General features: G+C 42.3%; 18 protein-coding genes. All 18 read right to left on the minus strand.

Annotation, left to right across the window (positions count from 1 at the left end; all coding sequences use genetic code 11):
• Window positions 1–12 precede the first annotated feature (12 nt).
• Window positions 13–816: a phytanoyl-CoA dioxygenase family protein gene (locus tag Q3W13_RS20455; RefSeq protein ID WP_302867070.1), complete on the minus strand. Its 804-nt coding sequence runs from the start codon at window positions 814–816 to the stop codon at window positions 13–15.
• A gap of 36 nt (window positions 817–852) precedes the next feature.
• Window positions 853–1995 (minus strand): glycosyltransferase family 4 protein, encoded by a 1143-nt coding sequence (locus tag Q3W13_RS20460; protein ID WP_302867072.1) that lies wholly within the window; start codon window positions 1993–1995, stop codon window positions 853–855.
• Between the two features lie 251 nt (window positions 1996–2246).
• Window positions 2247–3701 carry a polysaccharide lyase family 1 protein gene (locus Q3W13_RS20465; protein ID WP_302867073.1) on the minus strand — a complete coding sequence of 485 codons (1455 nt, stop codon included), beginning with the start codon at window positions 3699–3701 and terminating at the stop codon, window positions 2247–2249.
• 231 nt (window positions 3702–3932) lie between these two features.
• Complete coding sequence (locus tag Q3W13_RS20470) at window positions 3933–5015, minus strand: NAD-dependent epimerase (RefSeq protein WP_302867075.1); 1083 nt, start codon at window positions 5013–5015, stop codon at window positions 3933–3935.
• A gap of 181 nt (window positions 5016–5196) precedes the next feature.
• A complete protein-coding gene (locus Q3W13_RS20475) occupies window positions 5197–5610 on the minus strand; it encodes a hypothetical protein (RefSeq protein WP_302867077.1) in 414 nt (137 codons plus the stop codon).
• Window positions 5611–5667: 57 nt separating this feature from the next.
• On the minus strand, window positions 5668–6756 hold the full coding sequence (locus tag Q3W13_RS20480; RefSeq protein ID WP_302867079.1) for a glycosyltransferase: 1089 nt from the start codon (window positions 6754–6756) through the stop codon (window positions 5668–5670).
• A 145-nt stretch (window positions 6757–6901) separates the two neighbouring features.
• Window positions 6902–8752, minus strand: coding sequence for an asparagine synthase (glutamine-hydrolyzing) (gene asnB, locus Q3W13_RS20485; protein ID WP_302867082.1), 1851 nt, complete (start codon window positions 8750–8752; stop codon window positions 6902–6904).
• 22 nt (window positions 8753–8774) lie between these two features.
• Entirely contained in the window at window positions 8775–9830 is a 1056-nt protein-coding gene (locus Q3W13_RS20490; protein ID WP_302867084.1) for a glycosyltransferase, read from the minus strand.
• A 20-nt stretch (window positions 9831–9850) separates the two neighbouring features.
• Window positions 9851–11080 (minus strand): O-antigen ligase family protein, encoded by a 1230-nt coding sequence (locus Q3W13_RS20495; RefSeq protein WP_302867086.1) that lies wholly within the window; start codon window positions 11078–11080, stop codon window positions 9851–9853.
• An 11-nt stretch (window positions 11081–11091) separates the two neighbouring features.
• Window positions 11092–11691, minus strand: coding sequence for a sugar transferase (locus Q3W13_RS20500; protein WP_302867088.1), 600 nt, complete (start codon window positions 11689–11691; stop codon window positions 11092–11094).
• 11 nt (window positions 11692–11702) lie between these two features.
• Entirely contained in the window at window positions 11703–12980 is a 1278-nt protein-coding gene (locus tag Q3W13_RS20505) for a DegT/DnrJ/EryC1/StrS aminotransferase family protein (RefSeq protein ID WP_302867090.1), read from the minus strand.
• Window positions 12981–13014: 34 nt separating this feature from the next.
• Window positions 13015–13779 (minus strand): DUF2334 domain-containing protein, encoded by a 765-nt coding sequence (locus Q3W13_RS20510; RefSeq protein WP_302867091.1) that lies wholly within the window; start codon window positions 13777–13779, stop codon window positions 13015–13017.
• A gap of 67 nt (window positions 13780–13846) precedes the next feature.
• Window positions 13847–14965 carry a glycosyltransferase gene (locus Q3W13_RS20515; RefSeq protein ID WP_302867092.1) on the minus strand — a complete coding sequence of 373 codons (1119 nt, stop codon included), beginning with the start codon at window positions 14963–14965 and terminating at the stop codon, window positions 13847–13849.
• Window positions 14966–14982: 17 nt separating this feature from the next.
• The gene (locus Q3W13_RS20520; protein ID WP_302867093.1) at window positions 14983–15840 is read right to left on the minus strand and encodes a glycosyltransferase; all 858 of its coding nucleotides are present in this window, start codon (window positions 15838–15840) and stop codon (window positions 14983–14985) included.
• A 107-nt stretch (window positions 15841–15947) separates the two neighbouring features.
• Window positions 15948–16310: a glycosyltransferase family 2 protein gene (locus Q3W13_RS20525; protein ID WP_302867096.1), complete on the minus strand. Its 363-nt coding sequence runs from the start codon at window positions 16308–16310 to the stop codon at window positions 15948–15950.
• Between the two features lies 1 nt (window position 16311).
• Window positions 16312–17484, minus strand: coding sequence for a DegT/DnrJ/EryC1/StrS aminotransferase family protein (locus Q3W13_RS20530; RefSeq protein WP_302867098.1), 1173 nt, complete (start codon window positions 17482–17484; stop codon window positions 16312–16314).
• The gene (locus Q3W13_RS20535; RefSeq protein WP_302867100.1) at window positions 17481–18920 is read right to left on the minus strand and encodes a lipopolysaccharide biosynthesis protein; all 1440 of its coding nucleotides are present in this window, start codon (window positions 18918–18920) and stop codon (window positions 17481–17483) included. Before Q3W13_RS20535 ends, Q3W13_RS20530 begins: the two co-directional genes overlap by 4 nt.
• Window positions 18921–18931: 11 nt before the next feature.
• Window positions 18932–20224: a nucleotide sugar dehydrogenase gene (locus Q3W13_RS20540; RefSeq protein WP_302867102.1), complete on the minus strand. Its 1293-nt coding sequence runs from the start codon at window positions 20222–20224 to the stop codon at window positions 18932–18934.
• Window positions 20225–20236: the final 12 nt, after the last annotated feature.

The following is a 20236-nucleotide window of genomic DNA, read 5'->3' on the forward strand; positions in this document are numbered from 1 at the left end:
TTTGAGATGAGGTTAGCCCTGATCAGGCTGGTACATTCTCAATTGTACAGGTTGATAATATTCGCTTAAATTTTCGGGGATGCGGGCATTATATCCAATAATTTGGCGTAATTCAGGTGATAACGCAGCAACAAAATTATAACCCAAAAACCGGCAATAGTCAAATTGCGGCTTAATGTATGGCGGACTGAAACCTAAAGTCAGCGCTCTTCGTGGTTTCGAAGTAAGATTTTTTCCGGCGGCATGCCATATGTTTGAATCGAAGAGGATAATACTTCCCTCCGGTGCGACGGCGCGGTCGGCCCGGCTATAAAAATCAGCTTCCTCGGGTCTTTGGGGTATTTTATGAGAACCAGAAAGAAAATGGGTGGCACCGGTGAAAATATTAAATTCATCGAGCGTAACAATCATCTGGATAAGCAATTTTGTATCGGTCATAAAAGTTCGCACGTCCCGGTGCATGTTGCTCACATACGGGCGTTCATGCCCGGCGTGTATTACCGCATTTATACCGTTAAGAATGTAATTGCCACCAAAGTAGCGGGTAATTTCATCATGGCAATATCTTTTTTGAAGAAAATCCAGAGCGAAATTATCACGTTCAAGCAGATGGTGCAATGTACCGCCCATATTGGCACTTATACCGTTTCTTATTTGAATTTCTCTTCTGGTTGTATAGGCTTTTACTAAATCAGCGTTAATTCTTTCAATTTGTTCATTCGGCAAAGCGTTTTCATAAATTGCCCAGCCGTATTCATCAAACGCTATTTCAAAATCAGCCATTGTTTTTTGGCCGTAATCAAATATGTTGTTCATAGGACGACAGGTGGGAGGTTTTGGATTCAAGCAAGCTTAGTTCAGCTGCATAATTTTAAGCATTTGGCTATTCACTTTATGCACATCGAATTTTTTGCCAGCCAAAGCCAGCCCGTTTTGCCCATGCCGCAAAATGGCCTTGCGATTGTTGATATAATAAAACATTTTTGAGATCAGTGCGGAGGCATTCTTTACCGGAACAAGAAATCCGTTTGCCGCCGGGCCCCCTTCTACCGTTTCTCTGCAGCCAACAGAATTACTGGTTATAATTGCACGGCCCATGGCCATGCTTTCAAGCAGGCAGCGCGGTATGCCCTCGCCATAGTATGATGGCAATACTACCACTGAAGAATCTTTAATAACAGAACGCACGTCATTAACCTGGCCCATGTAAGCAATTGGATCGCCGGATTTAATTTGATCAAATAATTCCGGGCTAATCGAATCGATGTTATCGTCGTATGAGCCGATCAGCTTAAATTTTATAAACGGATAGTGCGATCTGATAAATTTAGCGGCATCGTAATATTCTGCTATACCCTTGGCGTTTATTAACCTAGCAATCATCAGGAAACTAATGTTAATTAATTCAGGCTGTGTGGGCGTGTAGTGATCAAGGTCGACACCTGATCCGTTTACAACAAATACCTGGTGTTTATAAGTCAACACATTATGTTTGCAAAGCGTGTCATAGTCGTCTTGGTTTTGCAGAATTATCTTCAGGCGCTCATTGTTCGAAAGACTGAAACGCAGCAATAACCGGGTAACTGTGCCTATAAGTGTTCTTAATGACTTTTGGCTAAAAGTGTACCCCAAACCGCTGAGCATTGGGGTAATCATTTTTATACCGCTTAATTTGGCCAGCACAGTGCCATAAATAACGGGCTTGAAGGTGTAAGGAAAAAAAACATCAGGTTTAACTTTTCGCATTAAAGTAAAAAGTTTCATTATATAAGTCAGGTCCTCAAATATTGACACATTGCTGCCTGTAAATCCGGTTTCATAAATGTTTACATTAAGGCTGTTTAACAAATCACGTTCACTCTGCAGCCCTATACGTGGAGTGAAGACAAATACATGGTGCTGCTTAGCCATCTCTTCGATTAGCTTGCCCCTAAAATCAACCAATGATTTTGATGAATCGCAGGCGATAAGAATTTTTTGCCCGGTTTTGCTCATGATAGCTGTTTAAAAATGGGAAACGATTATTGACCAATAGTTAATTTACTATTATCGGGTTGTGATGCGGTGTCGTCGCTATTGCCGAAGTTAACCTGTTTGTGAAGGCAAGCCCGGCAAATTATATTTTAGAATATAAAAGCTGTTTTAAAATGAGGTTAGGTTTAAGCGGCCGGTATTAAAACAACTCAAACCATCGCCTGATGGTTTGAGTTGTTGATTTAAATTAAAATAGAGTGGAGGGGTTATTGTTAATTTGTTAGTATTGCTCCTGAGCTTTTCTGAACTATCGATGGTACGCTTGCCGCAGGATCGAGTACTGAGCTAAAGCTGTAAGATGGCATCCAGTTTGTTATTGCAGTGGTAATATCATTGCTTCCGCAGTTTTGGAAGATGTTAGTGCTTACCCCGCTGAAATAGCCGGGAGGGTTGCCAGCCAGGTTAGTGCTGAGTGGTTTAGCACATCCCTGGAAGTAGTTATTATCTGTACGCACATTGCCGCCAGCCCTTGCGCCTAATGAGTATCCCGTGTTGTTTAAATGATAATTATTAAACACGTGAACGCTTCCATAGTTCATGTCGGGCTCACGCTCACTTACGTTATACCAAAAGTTGTGGTGCATAGTAACATGCAGGTGGCCAATATCTGCCTCGTGGCCAGCTATACCGCCACTGATCAGTACGGATAAATTGGTATCGTGGAACTTACTCCAGGATACAGTTACGTAATCTGATACCCTGGTTATCGAGATATCTTTGCCCCAGTATGACCATCCGTGGTTCCGGTCAGTTGAAAAATCACAATGGTCAACCCAGATATGGTGAGCCTCATATTTTATCATCACGGCCGCATCAGTAACATAATTTTTAAAAGTAATGTTCTGAATAATGATGTTGCTGACCGTGAAGATATAAAGAGATATACCTTCTATCGTGGCGCCAGGTTTCCCAATTATTGATTTATTAGAAGATACCCTTACCGGGTCATCACCTGAACCTTTGATTGTGCCGTTTACGTAAATGATCTTTGGCGCGGTACCTGATACAGCTGACTGTAATTCAGCCAGGGTGGAAACGGTTACCACAGAGCCGCCCAGACCGCCTGTTGTTGTGCCGTTAACCATCGCATAGCCCATTAATGCCGAGCTAACGCCTGTTTTTGTTGCAGAAGCGCTTCCGGTGCTGGTTGCCGGGGTTGTTGAACCACCTCCCGTACTCGGTGTTCCAGTGCTTCCGCCTGATGTAGCGGTACTTGAAGTATCACCAATTGTGTAGGTGTACTTCCTCCCGTTGGTAGCCGGATTGGTATTATCCGATGCCGAAAAAATCAGCGACGTACCCCAATGGCTAAATGCGCCTTTGCCTACATCTCTGATAGTCTGGTGAACTGAATGGGCCGGGCCCAGTTCTTTGCCATCCTCATAAAGCCGCAACGTGGATACTGAAGATTGGGTGTTTGAATCTCCTGTCCCCGTAATATTGTATGCCTTATAGGCAAAACCACCGTCCGACTTTATGTTCGAAAGGTTTACGGAGTAAGAAGTCACTGTGGCAGCATAGCTCGCGGTGTTAACGCTCATTGCAGCATCGTTATTGGGTAACGGTGTGTTTTGAGCATCTTTTTTACAACTACCAAATAAGATAATGGCAGTTAATACCATGCTAACTACGGCCACTGGTTTTGAAATTTTCTGTTGTTGTCTCATGCAGTGTTTAATTGTTAGGGTCCATCTATTTTAATTTAGGGTCATGGAACGGCCGTGTAGTACGGAAATTGTTAACCAAAAATTAAATAAAATTTAAACTAAAAATTAAATCTTGAGTAAAAACTGCTACTGAGACTGTTTTTATGAGAAATTATGTAAACTAAAAGTGTGAAAAATGTGTAAAGGATTGCACACTTTCTGACACTTGTATGACAAATGTCGGATAATATGTTAATGGACTACGTTTGCCGTTTCTTGTTTTCCGGCTTTATAAAAGGCCTTGTACCATGCCGCGAAACGTGCGACACCAATAGGCACCGGGGTTACAGGTTCATAATTTAAAACGTCGCTTAAATTTGAAACGTCTGCATATGTTTCTGCGACATCACCATCCTGCATGGGTCTGTATATTTTCTTTGCCTTAACATGAAGTTGCCTTTCAATTTCGAGTACGAAATCCATAAGACCAACGGGGGCACCGCGGCCGATATTGAAAACACGAAAAGGCGCGGTTGATGTGGCCGGGTCCGGGTTTTCAGCATCCCAGTCAGCGTTGGTTTCAGCAGGATTATCTATCACCCGTACAATTCCTTTAACTATGTCGTCAATATACGTAAAGTCGCGCTTCATATTGCCGTTATTGAAAACTTCTATGGGCTTGCCCTCAAGAATGGCCTTTGTAAAAATAAACAGCGCCATGTCCGGCCTGCCCCATGGCCCATAAACAGTAAAAAATCTAAGCCCGGTAGTGCGCAAATTAAAAAGGTGGCTGTAAGTGTGCGCCATCATTTCATTGGCTTTTTTTGACGCGGCATATAATGATACCGGGTGATCGGCAATGTCATGTTCGCTAAACGGCATCTTTTTGTTCATGCCGTACACACTTGACGAACTGGCATACACAAGATGGTTAATTTTAAAATTACGGCAACATTCCAGGATATTTAAAAACCCTTTAATGTTGCTATCAACATATACATCTGGATTGGTTAGGCTATAGCGGACACCAGCCTGGGCCGCAAGGTTGCACACCGCATCAAATTTATTGGTCCGGAAGCAATCTTCAAGTTGCTTTTTATCAAGCAAATCGAGCTTAATGAAAGTGTATTTTGAATACTTCTTGCTTTGCACCGGCTCCCCATAGTCCAGTCCGGCGTGGTCAATGCCGGTAAGCGCGAGCCTGGAATGTTTAAGCCTTACATCGTAATAGTCGTTCAAATTGTCTATACCTATCACGGTATCGCCTCGTTCAAGCAGAAATTTTGCCAAATGGAAGCCAATAAAACCGGCCGTGCCGGTAACCAAAATTTTCATATCGTTAAGTTTAATTGTGTGTTTTGCCGTTCAGAACGAGCGGATCAATAAGGCTTGAGAACAGGCTGGAAGGAACGCCACCTGCTTATCAATATCAGTTTATGCTATTCGCTAATAGATAAAATGGTTTGAAAGAATGAAAGTGGTTGCTTACCACGCAACATTAAAATTGCGGATGAGGTTATTCCATTTTATAGCTGTACTTCCTGCCATTTGTAAGCGGATTACTATTATCTGAAGTTGAGAAGTAAAGCACCGTTCCCCAATGGCTATACTGCCCCAGGCCGTATTTGCGGATATCGATATGGGCGGAATGGGCAGGCCCCAATTCAACCCCATTTTCAAAAAGATGCAGTTTTGAAATATTGGGATTTTGCTCGGTATCGCCGGATTGCGGAAGATGGTACCCAAGCTTGTAAGCATAGCCACTGTCTGACCTTAAGCCGATCAGGTCTATTTGAAAAAAACCATTTGCATCCGGCTTTACCGGCGCTGGTGTATCATTCTTCTTACTGCAGCTTGTTGCCATAACAAATGCGCATAATATCATAGTAGATATTGCCGCTACAACGGGGGAAATGTGTTTAGTTTTCATAAGATTATTGAGTTATATCTAAAAGTATTGAATGAAACAGGATAAGCTTCTGCGGGGTTAGAGAGCACTTAAAATCGAGCTGATAAACATGTCAGGCGCCCTGCTGCTTAAATATTGGTCGACCAACTTTTTACCCGGCGCAGCGTTTTTGTGCAGTGCTTTTTTTATGGCAGCCGTCAGCGCATTAACATCGTTAACTTCGGCTGTCTCAATAGACGGGATTGCTTCTATTCCGCCGGCACATAGCGTAGAAACAATCACAGGGTTTACCGCTGCCATTTCTAAAAGCACATTAGGGAAGCCTTCTTTTAATGAAGAAACAACGCACGCCCTGGCTTTTTTAAAATATGGCAAAGGATTGTCAATCCATCCCTTAAGTAGTATGCGCCCCTGGAGGTTATATGTCTTTATCAATGCAGCGAGCTTTTCTTTTTGGGGCCCGTCGCCAAAAAGCAGCAGATTCAGATCAGGGTATTGGTCTTTTATACCATTAAAAGCCCTGATCAAAACATCAAATCCTTTTTCAGGGATCAGCCGGCCGGCTGAACAAATAAAGTCAGAAAAGGTATCTGGATCATTCAAGGGTCTTTCTGCTTTAGCCAGGGTTTTCTCCAGGTCGATCGGATTATCTTTTACGATAACTCTTTCAGGTTGCACAAATGTTATCTCGTCAAGAAATTGTTGACGCATTAAGGCGGTTTGACAGATGATCAAACCGGCAGCACGGTATCCTATTTTATAGGCTATCTTGTATGACAGTCTCTTAAGTCCGCGATACCTTTTAAAAACGGAAGTGCACTCTCTGAAAATAAGCTGTGATTTCAGGTAACCGATCCGCTTCAGAAACCCCAGGTAGGCATTGAGATAGGAATGGGTGCTGATAATAATGAAGCCCCTGCGATATGGCTTAATTGACTTTATCAGCCCCAAAAAGCCTGCTATCATGCTTTTGTCGGTAATATATACCGGCTGTTGATTTGCGGAAAATGTAAGCCGGTTTTTCTTTATTTTTTGCAGGAAAATAATGGGTGCATTAATAGCCCTGGCTGCCATAGCGAGCACATTCTCAGCGCCATTGGCTACGTCAGACATTGAAACAAAAAGCACATTTTTATTATCAGCTACCATTTCTGTAACGGGCTTCAATTTAATTTCAAGGCAAAAGCGGCCAATTTCCATTGCAGGACAATCAGCATTTTTAGGTTGTGGACGAATTTGTAGATTCCAGGCAAAACGGCATGGCGCGGGTTAAGGCTATTGGCTCTGGTGTATATAACGAGGCTACACTAATTTATGCCGTTACCGATTTTTTTATCAGCGAGCAATTGCAGGCTTTTTGGTTTTTCAGCCATTGGCTTAGCACAAGCAGCTTCCATATTTGCGGATACCTGTTCCATTTGCCAGCCATATGCTCTGTAAGCATGTTGCCTACCTTTTGAATATCTATACCCGGTATGTTTTTTAATTCCGATGGCGAAAGCTGGTCGAGCACATATTCCTTCATTTCATTTTTAAACCATGCTCTCAATGGCACCTTGAACCCCGATTTTGGCCGCTTGAAAAAGTGAGAAGGAACATATTCAAATAAAATATCCTTTAATATCCTTTTCTGCCGCCCGCGGCCAAATTTGTAACTGTCAGGCAATCTTTGCGCGAACGATACAACCCTGTGATCCATTAATGGCGCCCTGGTCTCCACTGCAAACGCCATGGATGCCCTGTCGACTTTAGTATTGATATCGCCATTTAAATAGGTTTTAATGTCAAATGCCGACATTTTTTGCAAAAAGCTTCTTGTTTGTGCCGACCAGATGTCCATAAAAGGCACACGCAGTCCTAATTCTGGTTTCTTAAGCCACGAATATTCCAGACCGCCCAGCATGAGTGCGTAAAGGGACTCGATGTTGTCTGAAGATATACCCATCCCAATAAGTTTATGCCGATAGTCGGGCGATAACCTTAACAATCCTGATACGGCTTTCCGAAATTCAACAGGGCATTTAAAAAAGTAGTTTGTATTGTTTAACCACTTATATCGCGCATAGCCCATAAAACTCTCATCTCCACCATCACCGGTTAGTGCGACTGTTACGTGCTGTTTGGTGTATTTACTTAACAGCAGTGACGGAATAGCGCTTGAATCGGCAAAGGGCTCGTCATAGTATGCGCCAAAATTTTCTATTAATGATATTCCTTCGTTAACATTGCACTCTATAACGTGGTGATCAGTCTGTAAATGCTTCGCAATCTCTCCGGCAAACAGGCTTTCGTCAAAACCTTTTTCATTAAATTTAACGCAAAAGGTTTTAACCTGCCGGGTATTTTGGGCCGCAAGCGCTGCTATTAGCGATGAGTCGATGCCGCCGGAAAGGAAAACCCCCAGGTTAACATCGGCGTGCAGTCGTACTTTTACAGCATCGGCCAACAGGTATTTTAATTCGGTGCGGGCGTCCTGGTAACTACGTTTAAATACGTTTATATTGGTAAGATCAAGGTCCCAGTACTTTTCTGTGTTAAATCTGCCGGTTACTGTATTGAATGTAAAAGTATAGCCAGCCTGCAGTTTTTGTATTTCGAGCCAGGCTGAGCGTGGTTCCGGTACATACCCCCAAATAAAGTATTCGTTAATGGCCTGTTCGTCCGCAGTTACTATCCTGCCCAGGGTAATTTGCGATGGTTGGCTGGCAAATTCAAACCCACGGCCCGAATGGGCATAATAAAAAGGTTTTTTACCAAGTCTGTCCCTTGCGCCGAACAACATCTTTGTTTTACTGTCATAGATCACGAAGGCGAACATGCCGTTAAAATGATTTACACAGTAAACGCCATATTGAAGATAAGCGGCGGCTAGTACTTCTGTGTCTGAATCTGTGTAAAATACATGACCAAGTGCAGTCAGCTTTGCCCGTAACGGACGATAATTATATATCTCCCCATTGAAGACTATTTTTAGATGCCGGTAGGTTAAAGGCTGATTAGAGCGCTGATCCAAATCTACTATAGCCAGGCGATTATGGCCTAAAACCACACCGTCAATGCGCTCAAAACCCGAATGATCGGGCCCCCGAAAACTTACCCTCGCTAATTTTGCCCGAACTAAATCGTCGTTATAATAAATAGTTGATCCGTATATTCCACACATAATAGTTTTTATATAGTTGTATTTAGAGCAATAGGTTCTCGTAGGCTTTGCCAATTTTGTTCAAATCAAAACGTGAGGATATATCGGCTTTAATGGCATCGTGGGACCAAGACCGGGAACAGGCATGGATAATTTGGTTTTTAAAACTCAGCAAATCGCCCTGCTTTACAATAAAACCGTTAAACCCGTTACGCACAATGTCATCAACACCACCGACCCTGAAAGTTACCACCGGAACACCGACCGACAATGCCTCTAGGATGACATTTGGAAAACCCTCTGTAAATGAACTAAGCAGAAGCAGATCATGCTGTGCGATCCGGCTGGGGACATTTGTTATTCTCCCTAAAAAAGTTACACGGCTTTCGAGTTTTCGTAAGCTAACTTCAGCTTTTAAGCCCGCCATCAAAGGACCATCTCCCGCTATGGTCAAAACGTAATTGTCAGGCAGTTCCTGCATTACCGGCAGCAACCGGCATACACCCTTTTCTTCCGAAAGCCGGGCGACTATGATCAGGCGCTTTTTATCCACTACGGAGGAATCCTTTTTAACTACGGGCGTATAAAGCACCGGGTTAGGTATCACCTTCAACTTTGTTTTCCGGATGCCATACAAAGCATTCATCGATTTTTTCATCTCGTACGACTGGCAAACGATAAAATCAAACCGCAGCGCAAAAAACCTGGTAAAAAGGTTATAAAACCGGCTTTTATAGTCGTAATACTTTTTCATCTGGTGCGGGTTATTAGAGGCCCTGCAGATCAGCTTTGGTATCGGCAAAAAACAGGCTACCATCGCAGTTAAAATATTGATGTGGTCGGTTGTCGAAAAAACAGCGTATGGCTTTTCCGACCGGAGAAGATGGTAAATTTTAAAAAAAGCCTTTGATGCTTTTATGGTTTTAAGATCTATAAATTCAACGCCTTCAACATCTGAAGAGAAGCTTTGCTGACGGCCATCCAGCAAGACAACCGTAACTTTATATTTGCTTTTATCAAAGTATTGCGATAATAGCCAAAAAACACGCTCCGACCCTCCTGCACCGAGTGATGCGATGATTAAAAATACTTTTTTCATAAATGCCCGTAATAAGACGTTTAATTAGCTATTGCGATGTCATCAATCTCAAGCTTTTCACTGAGCCCATAAATCTTTGCTGCCTGCATTATGGCAAAAAAAAGAAATAACGTGGGGCCATCGGCCGTAACTAACCACGCATTATGGAACAATGCGTTTGCAGAAACCGCGAGGAAAGAAAATAACAGCGCCAAAAAGAGGCTTCTTTGTTTAAAACGGGTGTGCTTTATGGTAAGCCAGAAAAGTTTAGAAATACGGGAATAAATTCCGAATAACAAACCAATAGCTAAAAAAGGGCCTAAGTAGGTTATAAACATCAGGTAGGCATTGTGCGATGACAGCCCGAGCGGAAATGCCGGATTTCTGTAGCTAACTTCCTCCCAGGTTTTGCCATAAAAAATTAGCCCTAATGGATAATCAGCATATATCTTTAGGTTTTCGCTCGCCATTTCCGCCCGGTCAACCTCAACATCTTCCTTTGCGATATTTTTTGATAAGATATTGTTTTTGTCGTCCGTGTTATCTTTTAAAACATAAAAATAAACAGCGAAACCAATCAATACTGATGCAGCTACCAAAAACATGGCTTTATACCGGTAGTAAATAAACAGGAATAAAACTACTGTGCCTACAAAGGCAACAAACGCAGACCTGTTCATACCCAGGTATATAACCGCAAGGCAAACGAATAACACTAACACCCGTATAAAAATGGCCCGTTTGTAAACACATACCAGCACGAAAATAAAAACCGAGAATGCTGCAACTTGATACCCGAATGTAAATTGAGTAAAGGCCAGCCCTGAAGGGCTTTGCTTAATTTGATCGCCAAGTAACGTTGTGCGCAACGGGTCGATCATGTCCTGGTAACCATGATCCAGTGACATAATCACCATTGAAATGAGCAGCACTGAATAAAAAACGATAACCGACAGGTTAAATCTTAAGGTGTTCAGCCCTACAAAGTAATTGAAGTAACATGCGCACGCTACAATTACAATAAACGTAACAAAAAAGGTTTTACCGTCGTTCATCCCGATAACATAATACAGGAACAGGCTTATACCTAATAAAACAACCTCCTTAAGGTAAGTGAATTTTACCAGGGGCGTTTGAACAAATGGCACTAAACAGGCGCCAAAGATTACCGGTGAAGGTATGGGGAAATAAACCGTCAAAAACAAATTAAGCGTAAGCGTGTACAGATAAAAGGCTACTGCACTGAATACAATGATTTTTTTTATCAGCATTGGGCAGCTAGTTATTTTTTGTTGACGAGTTTTTTTAAAGTGCAGAACAATATTTTTACATCGGTAAGCATATCACGCTGATCGATATAATTCAAATTTCGCTCGATTTTTGAAGGCATTATCCTTTTTATGTAGAGCTTCTCAGGATCTTCGGAGCGGGCAAGCAATTCATTTTCGTTAAAAAATTGAATCGATGCCCAATCCGTAATACCGGGTCTCACACTTAATACCCTTAGTTGTTTAGGTGTATATAGTTTTACATATTTGCTCACCTCCGGCCGCGGTCCCACAAAGCTCATGTCGCCTATCAGCACGTTGAACAATTGAGGCAGCTCATCTAATTTATGCTTCCTCAGAAAATATCCGGTTTTTGTAATCCTTTTGTCTGCGTTTCCTATGGTTAGATAACCCAATCTGTCCGCCCCGACAAGCATCGTCCTGAATTTAATCAGGTTAAACACTTTGCCGTTAAGCCCGATACGTTTTTGAAAATAAAATACCGGCATGCCGGTGTCGGCCATTATCAGCAATGCAATAAGGATAAACAATGGGCTTAGTAAAAAAACACCGGTGAGAGCAAAGCATATATCGAAAATTCTTTTGGCAACCATATAACCAGTTTTTAAATAGCGTAGCCAATTTGTTGAACGGTATCAGTATCCTGTTGAATTGCCTGACCGTTTAGGTAGATAAATTGCTTTTGTACTGCAATTATTACTGTTCTGATAATAAAATTTATCTCAGCATCACTCAATTGCGGGTATATAGGCAGCGATATTTCTCTCGCGTACTGGTGATAGGCAACCGGGTAATTGGCTATCTGGTAACCCAATCCCTTAAAATAGGTGAGCATGGGCAAGGGTATAAAATGCACGTTTACAGCCACGCCCATTTTAGCTATGTCGTCAATTATCATGTCGCGTTGCCCTTCGGTGATGTCTTTAATGCGAAGAGGAAATAAATGATAGCTGGACTCCCGGTCTTTGTCAAACAAGGGCGGGGCGATAAACCAGGGAAGGCTTTTAAAGGCCTTAATATATCTCAGGGCTATAAGCTTGCGCCTTGGGAGAAGATCGTCATCATACTTGCGTATCTGCGCAAGGCCCACAGCCGCGCAAATATCAGGCATATTTATTTTGAGCCCCTGGAAAAGAATGTCGTATTTCCAGCCTCCGCCTTTTGATTTTGAGAGTGCATCCTTGTTTTGCCCGTTTAATGTATACATCCTCAGAAATTGGTACTCGGCCGCGGTATCAAAGTTGTCGGGCAGGTTTAAACAAATGCAGCCGCCTTCGGCGGTGGTGATATTTTTTACGGCGTGGAATGAGAATATAGCCACATCGCTTTTTTTAGAAGCCGGTTCATTGTCAATTTTTGCTCCCAAAGAGTGGGCAGCATCCGCAATTAATAATATCCTGTTGAGCAACTTTTGTTTTGACGTTGCCGGGACAAACATTCTGCGAACTTCCGGACTTGTAATAATTGCATTTAACTCATCGTAATTGCATGGCCAACCTGCAATATCTACGGCTATTATTGCTTTTGTTTTTGAAGTTATGGCTTTGCGGACTTGTTGATGGTCGATACAAAAATCATCGGAGATATCTACAATCACGGGGGTAGCACCGCAGTGCAACACACTCAACGCCGTTGCACAGTAAGTGTATGCCGGGATAATTACTTCGTCGCCTGGCTTAATGCCGAACCACTTTAGCATCAATATGGCGCCTGATGTCCACGAATTAACGCATATAGCTTTTTGGCACGATGTGGCTTTAACCATTTCCTGCTCCAGGGCGACAACTTTCGGCCCGGTGGTGATCCATTTTGAATCAAGGGTATGCATCACCTCGTCGATAACCGACTGATCGATGTATGGTGGCGAAAAAGGAATATTCATAATATTTTGAATTAAGGATGTAAAAAATAAGCTCTCACTTTCCGATTAAATGCTTTAGGGTTGCTAAATGCCTTTTTGCTTGTTTATGCAAAAGCCGCTTATAAATATTGATGTAGTCTTTAAAGTAGTCCAGGCCGGAGTAAATGCTATAGGTCAGGTCAGGCAGCGATACAAAATTTCCGTGGTGTTTTTCTATAAATTTTTCCAGCCTGCAAAATGCCTCCTTTGTGCAGGTCTCCGGGTGATAGTTGAATGTCCAGGTGCCGCGGGTTTTTAATGTAACTTCGGGCAGTTGGGCGGGAATCCATTTAAACCCCCATTTTATGTAAGGGGACGGCAAAAATCCGTCGCTTATAATTTTTATCTCCGTGCAGCGGGACAGTGCCAGCAGCGTATTACGATCGAAAGAGTGGGCTGGGGCTACAAATACAGGAGTATGTACATTTTGCTTCTTAAATATTGCCGATGCTGCCTTGATTTTCTCTTCCTGTATATTTAAAGGTAAACCGGCAAATTCTGACCGCGGGTTCCGTTTTAACAGACCGGAATTGCCGGTTTGATACAAGTGTTGAAACCCATGCATCCCGATTATATAGTTTTTTTCCTGCAGTTTTCTCACGATCGTCCAGTAACCGGGGTTATTATCGCCGCAGGCTTTTAATTTAGGGTCCCGGTTATCTGGGATAACTGCTATTATTGGTTTGATGCTATAGCGGTCAAACAGTTCGAAAAATCTTTCCCATTTTGGTAAATTGTTTGTTGGGCATAGGTCATCCAGGCGTATCAGAAATTGCACCATAGTGTTATCCTGCTAAGATTTGCAGATCTGCTGCGTGTAATTTATTTGTTATCTGCCGGGAGGTGGTTTAGCAGCCTAAGATCAGGCCGCTCCATTGTTTTAGAACTTTTTCGGCACTATTCGTATCGTTTATCTTTTTGGCATTATCTCTTAAAGTATCCGCAAGCGCTTTATCTTCAATTAGGTGTTTTATGCCACCAGCTAATGCCTCTATGTCGCCATTGCTAACTAATAATCCGTTCTGTCCATCAACTATAATCTCAGCCGGACCGAATTCACAATCCATTGCAATACAAGGGCAACCAAAACTCATTGCTTCTACAAGCGCATTGGGGTAGCCTTCATTTCTCGACGGCAACACAAATACTGCTGCCTGGCTATAAAAATCCTGCAGGTTGCTCTTTGCACCGGCAAATATTACCCGGTCGCGCAAGCCAAGGTTATAAACCTGGCAAACCAGCCCGGCCCTTTCAGGACCATCGCCTACAATCAACAAATCCGTGTCATACAGGTTCGCTACGCTGAATGCTGCTATCAGCTGGTCGAACCCTTTAACATGAGCCAGCCGGCCAACGCCAAGTATAAATTTTCTTTTATGGACTTTTACATCCGTTACCGGATCAAATTCCGTAACGGCGTTGGTTATCTTTTTAATGTTTTTAAGGTTCTTAAATGCCTTGTTCTGGCGCAGGCAATCTTCAACAGCTTGCGTGCCAACCACTACAGCTTTCGCTTTTCTGTATATTGAGCCAGTTAAGCTATTTACGATGAAGTTAAACTGGTTAATTGTTCTTTTTGGCGATGTCCTCTCTGATACAATGTAAGCCGTGCGTGTAATATTGCAGGTTATACCCGCCCAGATATTAGCAGAGGTTATGAATGATAAAACACATGCAGGGCGATGTTTTATCAGTAAAAACAGCAACTTATAAAAAGTAAGCAGCATATAATAAAACCTGTGAGGCAATGTGCTTCTTTTACGCTTTAATAAATTTATTACCATTATCTCATTATCGACGGGATAGGCCGGCACTCCATGGTTGAGTGCTATTAATATTACTTTAACCTGCTGTTTGTTAAAATAATTAGCCAGGTTGATCAGCACTCTTTCGGCCCCCCCGCCCAACAGCGATGGTACAATAAAAATTAAAGGTCTTTTTTTACCCAATCCGGATTTTAATTTCATTTTTTTCGTAGTCCGGTTTACAATAAATACTTAACCGTATTATAAGCCTTGCGGACCTGACGGCGCCGTAATTCAAACAACAGGTACTTTTTTAAATAGAGCAGCAAAAGCCGTTTTTTCTGAAATTTTGGATACGAAAAATTTTTAATAATCAGGTTAAAATCGCTTATCATTCTTTCCATTCGCACTTTTGCGTCAATCATGCTCCAAACGCCTCCCAAATGATTGCGGTAACAGCTCATAACTTCGGGCATCACATAAATTTTTTGTCCGGTGGACTGAGTAGCAAATAGTTTAAAAATTTTATCGCCGGCATAGCAGTTATAAAACCAGGCCCTGGCGAATAATTGATGTATTTCAGGCACATTGCGGTATAGTACAGTCGCAGTCTTGGTTTCTTCCTGCTTACCCGACAACAGGTCTAAATAAGAATGTTCTAACGGGATAGGGTTAGGATGAACATACAATGTTTTATCATCTTCATTTATAACCCTGGTATAGTGACAGCAGATTACATAGTCAGGGTTTGTTTCCAGAAAATCTACCTGCTTCTGCAGTTTGTACGGGTCTGTCCAAAAATCATCGCCCTCACACAACGCTATGTATTTGCCTTTGCATAAAGCCGTGCAACTGATCAGGTTGGCTATAGTACCCCCATTTTTTTCAGACGAGACAACCTTTATTTTACCGGGATATTTTTGCTCGTATTCTTTAATAATATCCGGGGTTCGGTCAGTTGAGCAGTCGTTACCGATCACTATATCGAATTCAAAGTTAGTCTTCTGCATCAAAAAGCTGTCGATAGCCTGGGCTAGAAATTTTTCATGGTTATAAGTTATACAGCAAACGCTTACCAGTAATTCAGGGGTAGTCATAGTAATATTTTAGATTGTATAAGGGGAGAGGGTATACCCGTCTTTAATTTTTTAAATTCATTAGCAACATGTAACAGTTAAGCAGGCGGTAGTCAATATTTAAGTTACTATTGATATTCAGGGTTCGCTTCTAGAAAATTCACTTGTTTTTGTAGCTTATCTGGTTCTAACCAAACATCCTCGCCGCTACAGAACGCTATATACTTGCCCCTGCACAGTTTGGTACAATTTATAAGGTTCGGCAGGGTGCCTTCCTTTCTTTCTGACGAAATCACTTTAATTTTACCAGGATGCTTTTGCTGATACTGTTGAAGAATCTGCGAAGTTCCATCGGTAGAGGAGTCGTTAGCAATTACGATATCGAAGTCGAAATCTGTTTTCTGCATCATAAAGCCGTCAATAGCTTTCGCTAACAAACGCTCGCTGTTGTTGGCGATATAGCATATACTTACAAGTAGTCCCTGGCTCATATCAATTTACATTAATGCGGTGGTTGTTTATTTTTAATGCAATCTGGGGTAGTTCTATATTGCTAAAATGAGCGGGCTCTTCTTTGCGGTTGCCATCGAAATTCTGAATTCTCATTAACATCCTGGCGATCAGGTCCAGATCAGAAGTTGCTAAACTATGGTACAATGGCAGACAAAGAATCCGGCTGGCAATTGATTCACAAACCGGCATTGCACAATTTTTTACGTAGGGCAAAGCTGAAAGTGAAGGATAAAAATACCGCCGGCAATAAATTTGAGCCAGTTCAAGCTTTTCCTTGCTTTCCAGCATTAGTTTTTCGCTTTTAAATACCACAGGGAAATAAGCATAATTGTAATCATCGGGGTATTCAATCTTTTGAAACCGCACCTCCAGCTTGCTCAAACGATATAGGTAATGCATGTACAATTTTTTCCTTTTTTGAAGCAGACTATCAATATGGGGCAGATTACACAGGCCCATAGCTGCGTGCAGCTCGCAATTTTTTGCGTTGATGCCCTGCTCAGAAAATGTGTCCACGCCGGAGTAGCCAAAATTCCGCATGATAGCCATCTTTTTCAGCAATTCCGGTTGTTTGGTAAAAACCCCTCCTCCTTCTATCGTATGAAACAACTTGGTGGCATGAAAACTGGTGACGCTTATATCGCCGTATTCAAAAATCGATTTGTTTTTGTAGCGAACGCCAAAACAGTGTGCGGCATCATAAATTACCTTAAGATTGTGCTTGTCGGCTATTGCCTGTATCGCTTCAATATCGCAGGGGTTACCAAAAACATGTGTGGCGAGTATTGCCGTGGTTTTAGGGGTAATTGCCGCTTCAATCTTGGCCGGATCAATATTAAATGTTTCGGCATCGATATCTACAAACACAGGCAAGCAGCCCTGCCAAACAATACTGCTGGTTGTTGCAACAAACGAAAACGGGGTGGTTATTACTTCTCCGCTCAACTCTAGTGCTTTTATGGCTAATTGCAGTGCAATAGTGCCGTTGGTAACATACAATAAGTGGTCGAGGCCCAGATACTCCTTAAGCTTCAGCTCAAGCGCATTTACCAGCGGGCCGTTGTTAGTTAGCCATTGCCGCTCCCAAATAGTTTTTACATAGCCTTTAAATTCTTTTTCGGCCGGCAAAAAAGGTTTTGTTACAGGTATCATCGTTTCAGGATTAGATATTTGAAATCATTTATAGCAGGCAATTTGGTCAGCCGGCTTAGCGCATAGTAAAGTATTGGGTAGATGGCGCCGATTATCGTGATACGGACCACATTTGATATTGAACGGACAGTAAGACCAGAATCAATAAAGTAGCAGATCGCACCCGCAATTGCCGCCATTATTATTATTGGTAATATATCTTCGATTTGTTCTTTTACAGGATATTGGATAAGCCGGCCACTGTAAAGCGAATTGATATAATAGGCCACCAGGTTAAAAAACAGCTGAAAGTACAGCAGCCCATAAATCCCATATGAAATAAAAATCATTATCCCGGCTATGCTAAGTACCTTTTTAATGATCTCCAGCCTGAGGAACAGGCCGCTTTTACCCATTACCTTTAAAACATTCAGGTTGTAGGCATGCAGCGGGTACATAATGCCGCTGATGCACAATATTTTAAAGTAAGGCACAGCCGGCAGCCACTTGTCGGTGAGCAAAAGGCTAAACAGCGGTTCCGCTATCAAAAACAGCAGGATTAAAATGGGAGCATTCCAAAAAAGCACCTGCTGCATTAGCTTTTTATAAACGTTTTTAAGTTTTACCGGGTCGGCAGCTATTTCGGCGAACATAGGATAAGCTACCTTATTAACAGCCGCAGAGATATTCCCTATAGGTAATTGGCTAATAGTATCGGCCCGGGAATAATAGCCCAGTTGCGCTGCCGAAAAATATTTACCTATAATAATCAGGTACAAATTTTGATAAACGGTATCCAACAGGCCCGATAGTGTCATTTTGTAACCAAAATGAATATGCTTGCTGAAACACTTACGGTCGAACAAAAGCCCAGGACGCCAGGGGGAATAATACCAGTGCATGACGGTTGACAAGAGTGAAGTACACAATCCCATCCATACCAGGCTCCAAACTCCGTAACCCATTTTGGCAAGCAAAATGCCTAATAGCCCTCCGCCAATAGCAGCCGGGATCTGGATATTTGTTTGTTTTCTGAATTTCAGACTTTTAATCAATAAGGTGCTTTGTACACCGTAAAATGCGTTGATGATAAGCGTGAGGCCATAAACTCTTACTATTTCTTTTAGCAGTAGCTGATTATAAAATCCCGCGATTAATGGCGCGGCGAAAAAAAGAATCAAATACAGCGCGATACTTCCGGCGAGGTTAAAATAAAATATAGTTGAGAAGTCACGCTCATCCGCATCAACAGTACGTATCAGCGAAACGGTCAACCCCCCGTCTAACAAAGTAGTGCCCACTGCGATAAAAAGCGACAGCATGGCGAGTAAGCCAAACTCCGCCGGCTGAAGCAGCCGGGCCAAAAAAATTGAGATACAAAAACCTATTATCTTCGAGCTGAATTGCTGCCATAAAGACCATAACAGGCCTGAAACCGCTCTTTCTTTTAAACTCATACAGCAAAAGCTTACAGGCGGGCGGTTACAAGGTTATCAGGCAAAAAAGCCTTCAGATCGTACAATACTGCGTTCGGCTTGCGTAGTTTTTCAAGGTCGATATTTTTGAAATCTTCGTGTGCAACTGCCAGTAAGATACCGTCGTAGCGGCGGTCTTTCGATTCTCCGTTTTCGCAGATTATTCCATAGCTGTTTTTAGCATGGTCGGCATTGGCCCACGGGTCATGAACATGCACTTTAACATTATATTCTTTAAGTCTGTTCACAATATCAATAACACGCGTGTTGCGTACATCCGGGCAATTCTCCTTAAACGTAAAACCAAGTATCAGCACTTCTGCATTTATAACAGAGGTGCCCATACATATCATTTTCTTGATAAACTGGTCTGCTACGTAAGCGCCCATTCCATCATTTATGCGCCTGCCTGCAAGTATTATCTCCGGATGGTAGCCCACTTCCTGCGCTTTTTGGGCTAAGTAATAAGGGTCGACACCTATGCAGTGCCCACCAACAAGGCCTGGCTGGAAATTCAGAAAGTTCCACTTTGTACCGGCGGCCTCTAACACTTTGTGGGTGTCTATACCCATCTTGTTAAAAATCATGGCTAACTCATTTACAAAAGCTATGTTGATGTCGCGCTGCGCATTTTCAATTACTTTTGCTGCTTCTGCAACTCTAATTGAATCGGCCTTAAATGTGCCGGCCGAGATAATGGATTTATAAAGCTGATCAACGATTTCGGCTGTTTCCGGGGTGGACCCTGAAGTAATTTTACGAATTTTTGCTACGGTGTGCGTTTTGTCTCCGGGGTTAATCCTTTCAGGCGAGTACCCTGTAAAAAAGTCAAGGTTATGCTTCATTCCCGATGCGCTTTCTAATGCGGGTACACATTCATCTTCAGTAACGCCCGGATATACTGTTGATTCGTAAATCACAATATCACCCTTTTTTAATATTTTTCCTATTGACAAACTGGCGTTGATCAGCGGGCTTAGATCCGGCCGGTTGTTTTTATCCACCGGCGTAGGCACGGTTACTATATAGATTGAGCAGGGTTTTAATTGCTCGATATCATAGGTGCAATACAGGCCCTTCGAGGCCGAACAGTCTGCTGTAATTACCTCCAGCAGATTTACAGGGTCAATCTCTTTGGTATGATCAAAGCCTGTGATAAGCTGTTCGATGCGTTTATTACTGATATCGAAGCCAAATACTTTGTATTGTTTTGCAAATTCCACCGCCAGTGGAAGGCCGACATAGCCCAGGCCGATAATACCGATCTGAGGTTTATTATTAATCATTGTGTTTAATAT

Source organism: Mucilaginibacter sp. L3T2-6 (assembly GCF_030519355.1).
Taxonomy (GTDB): Bacteria; Bacteroidota; Bacteroidia; order Sphingobacteriales; family Sphingobacteriaceae; genus Mucilaginibacter.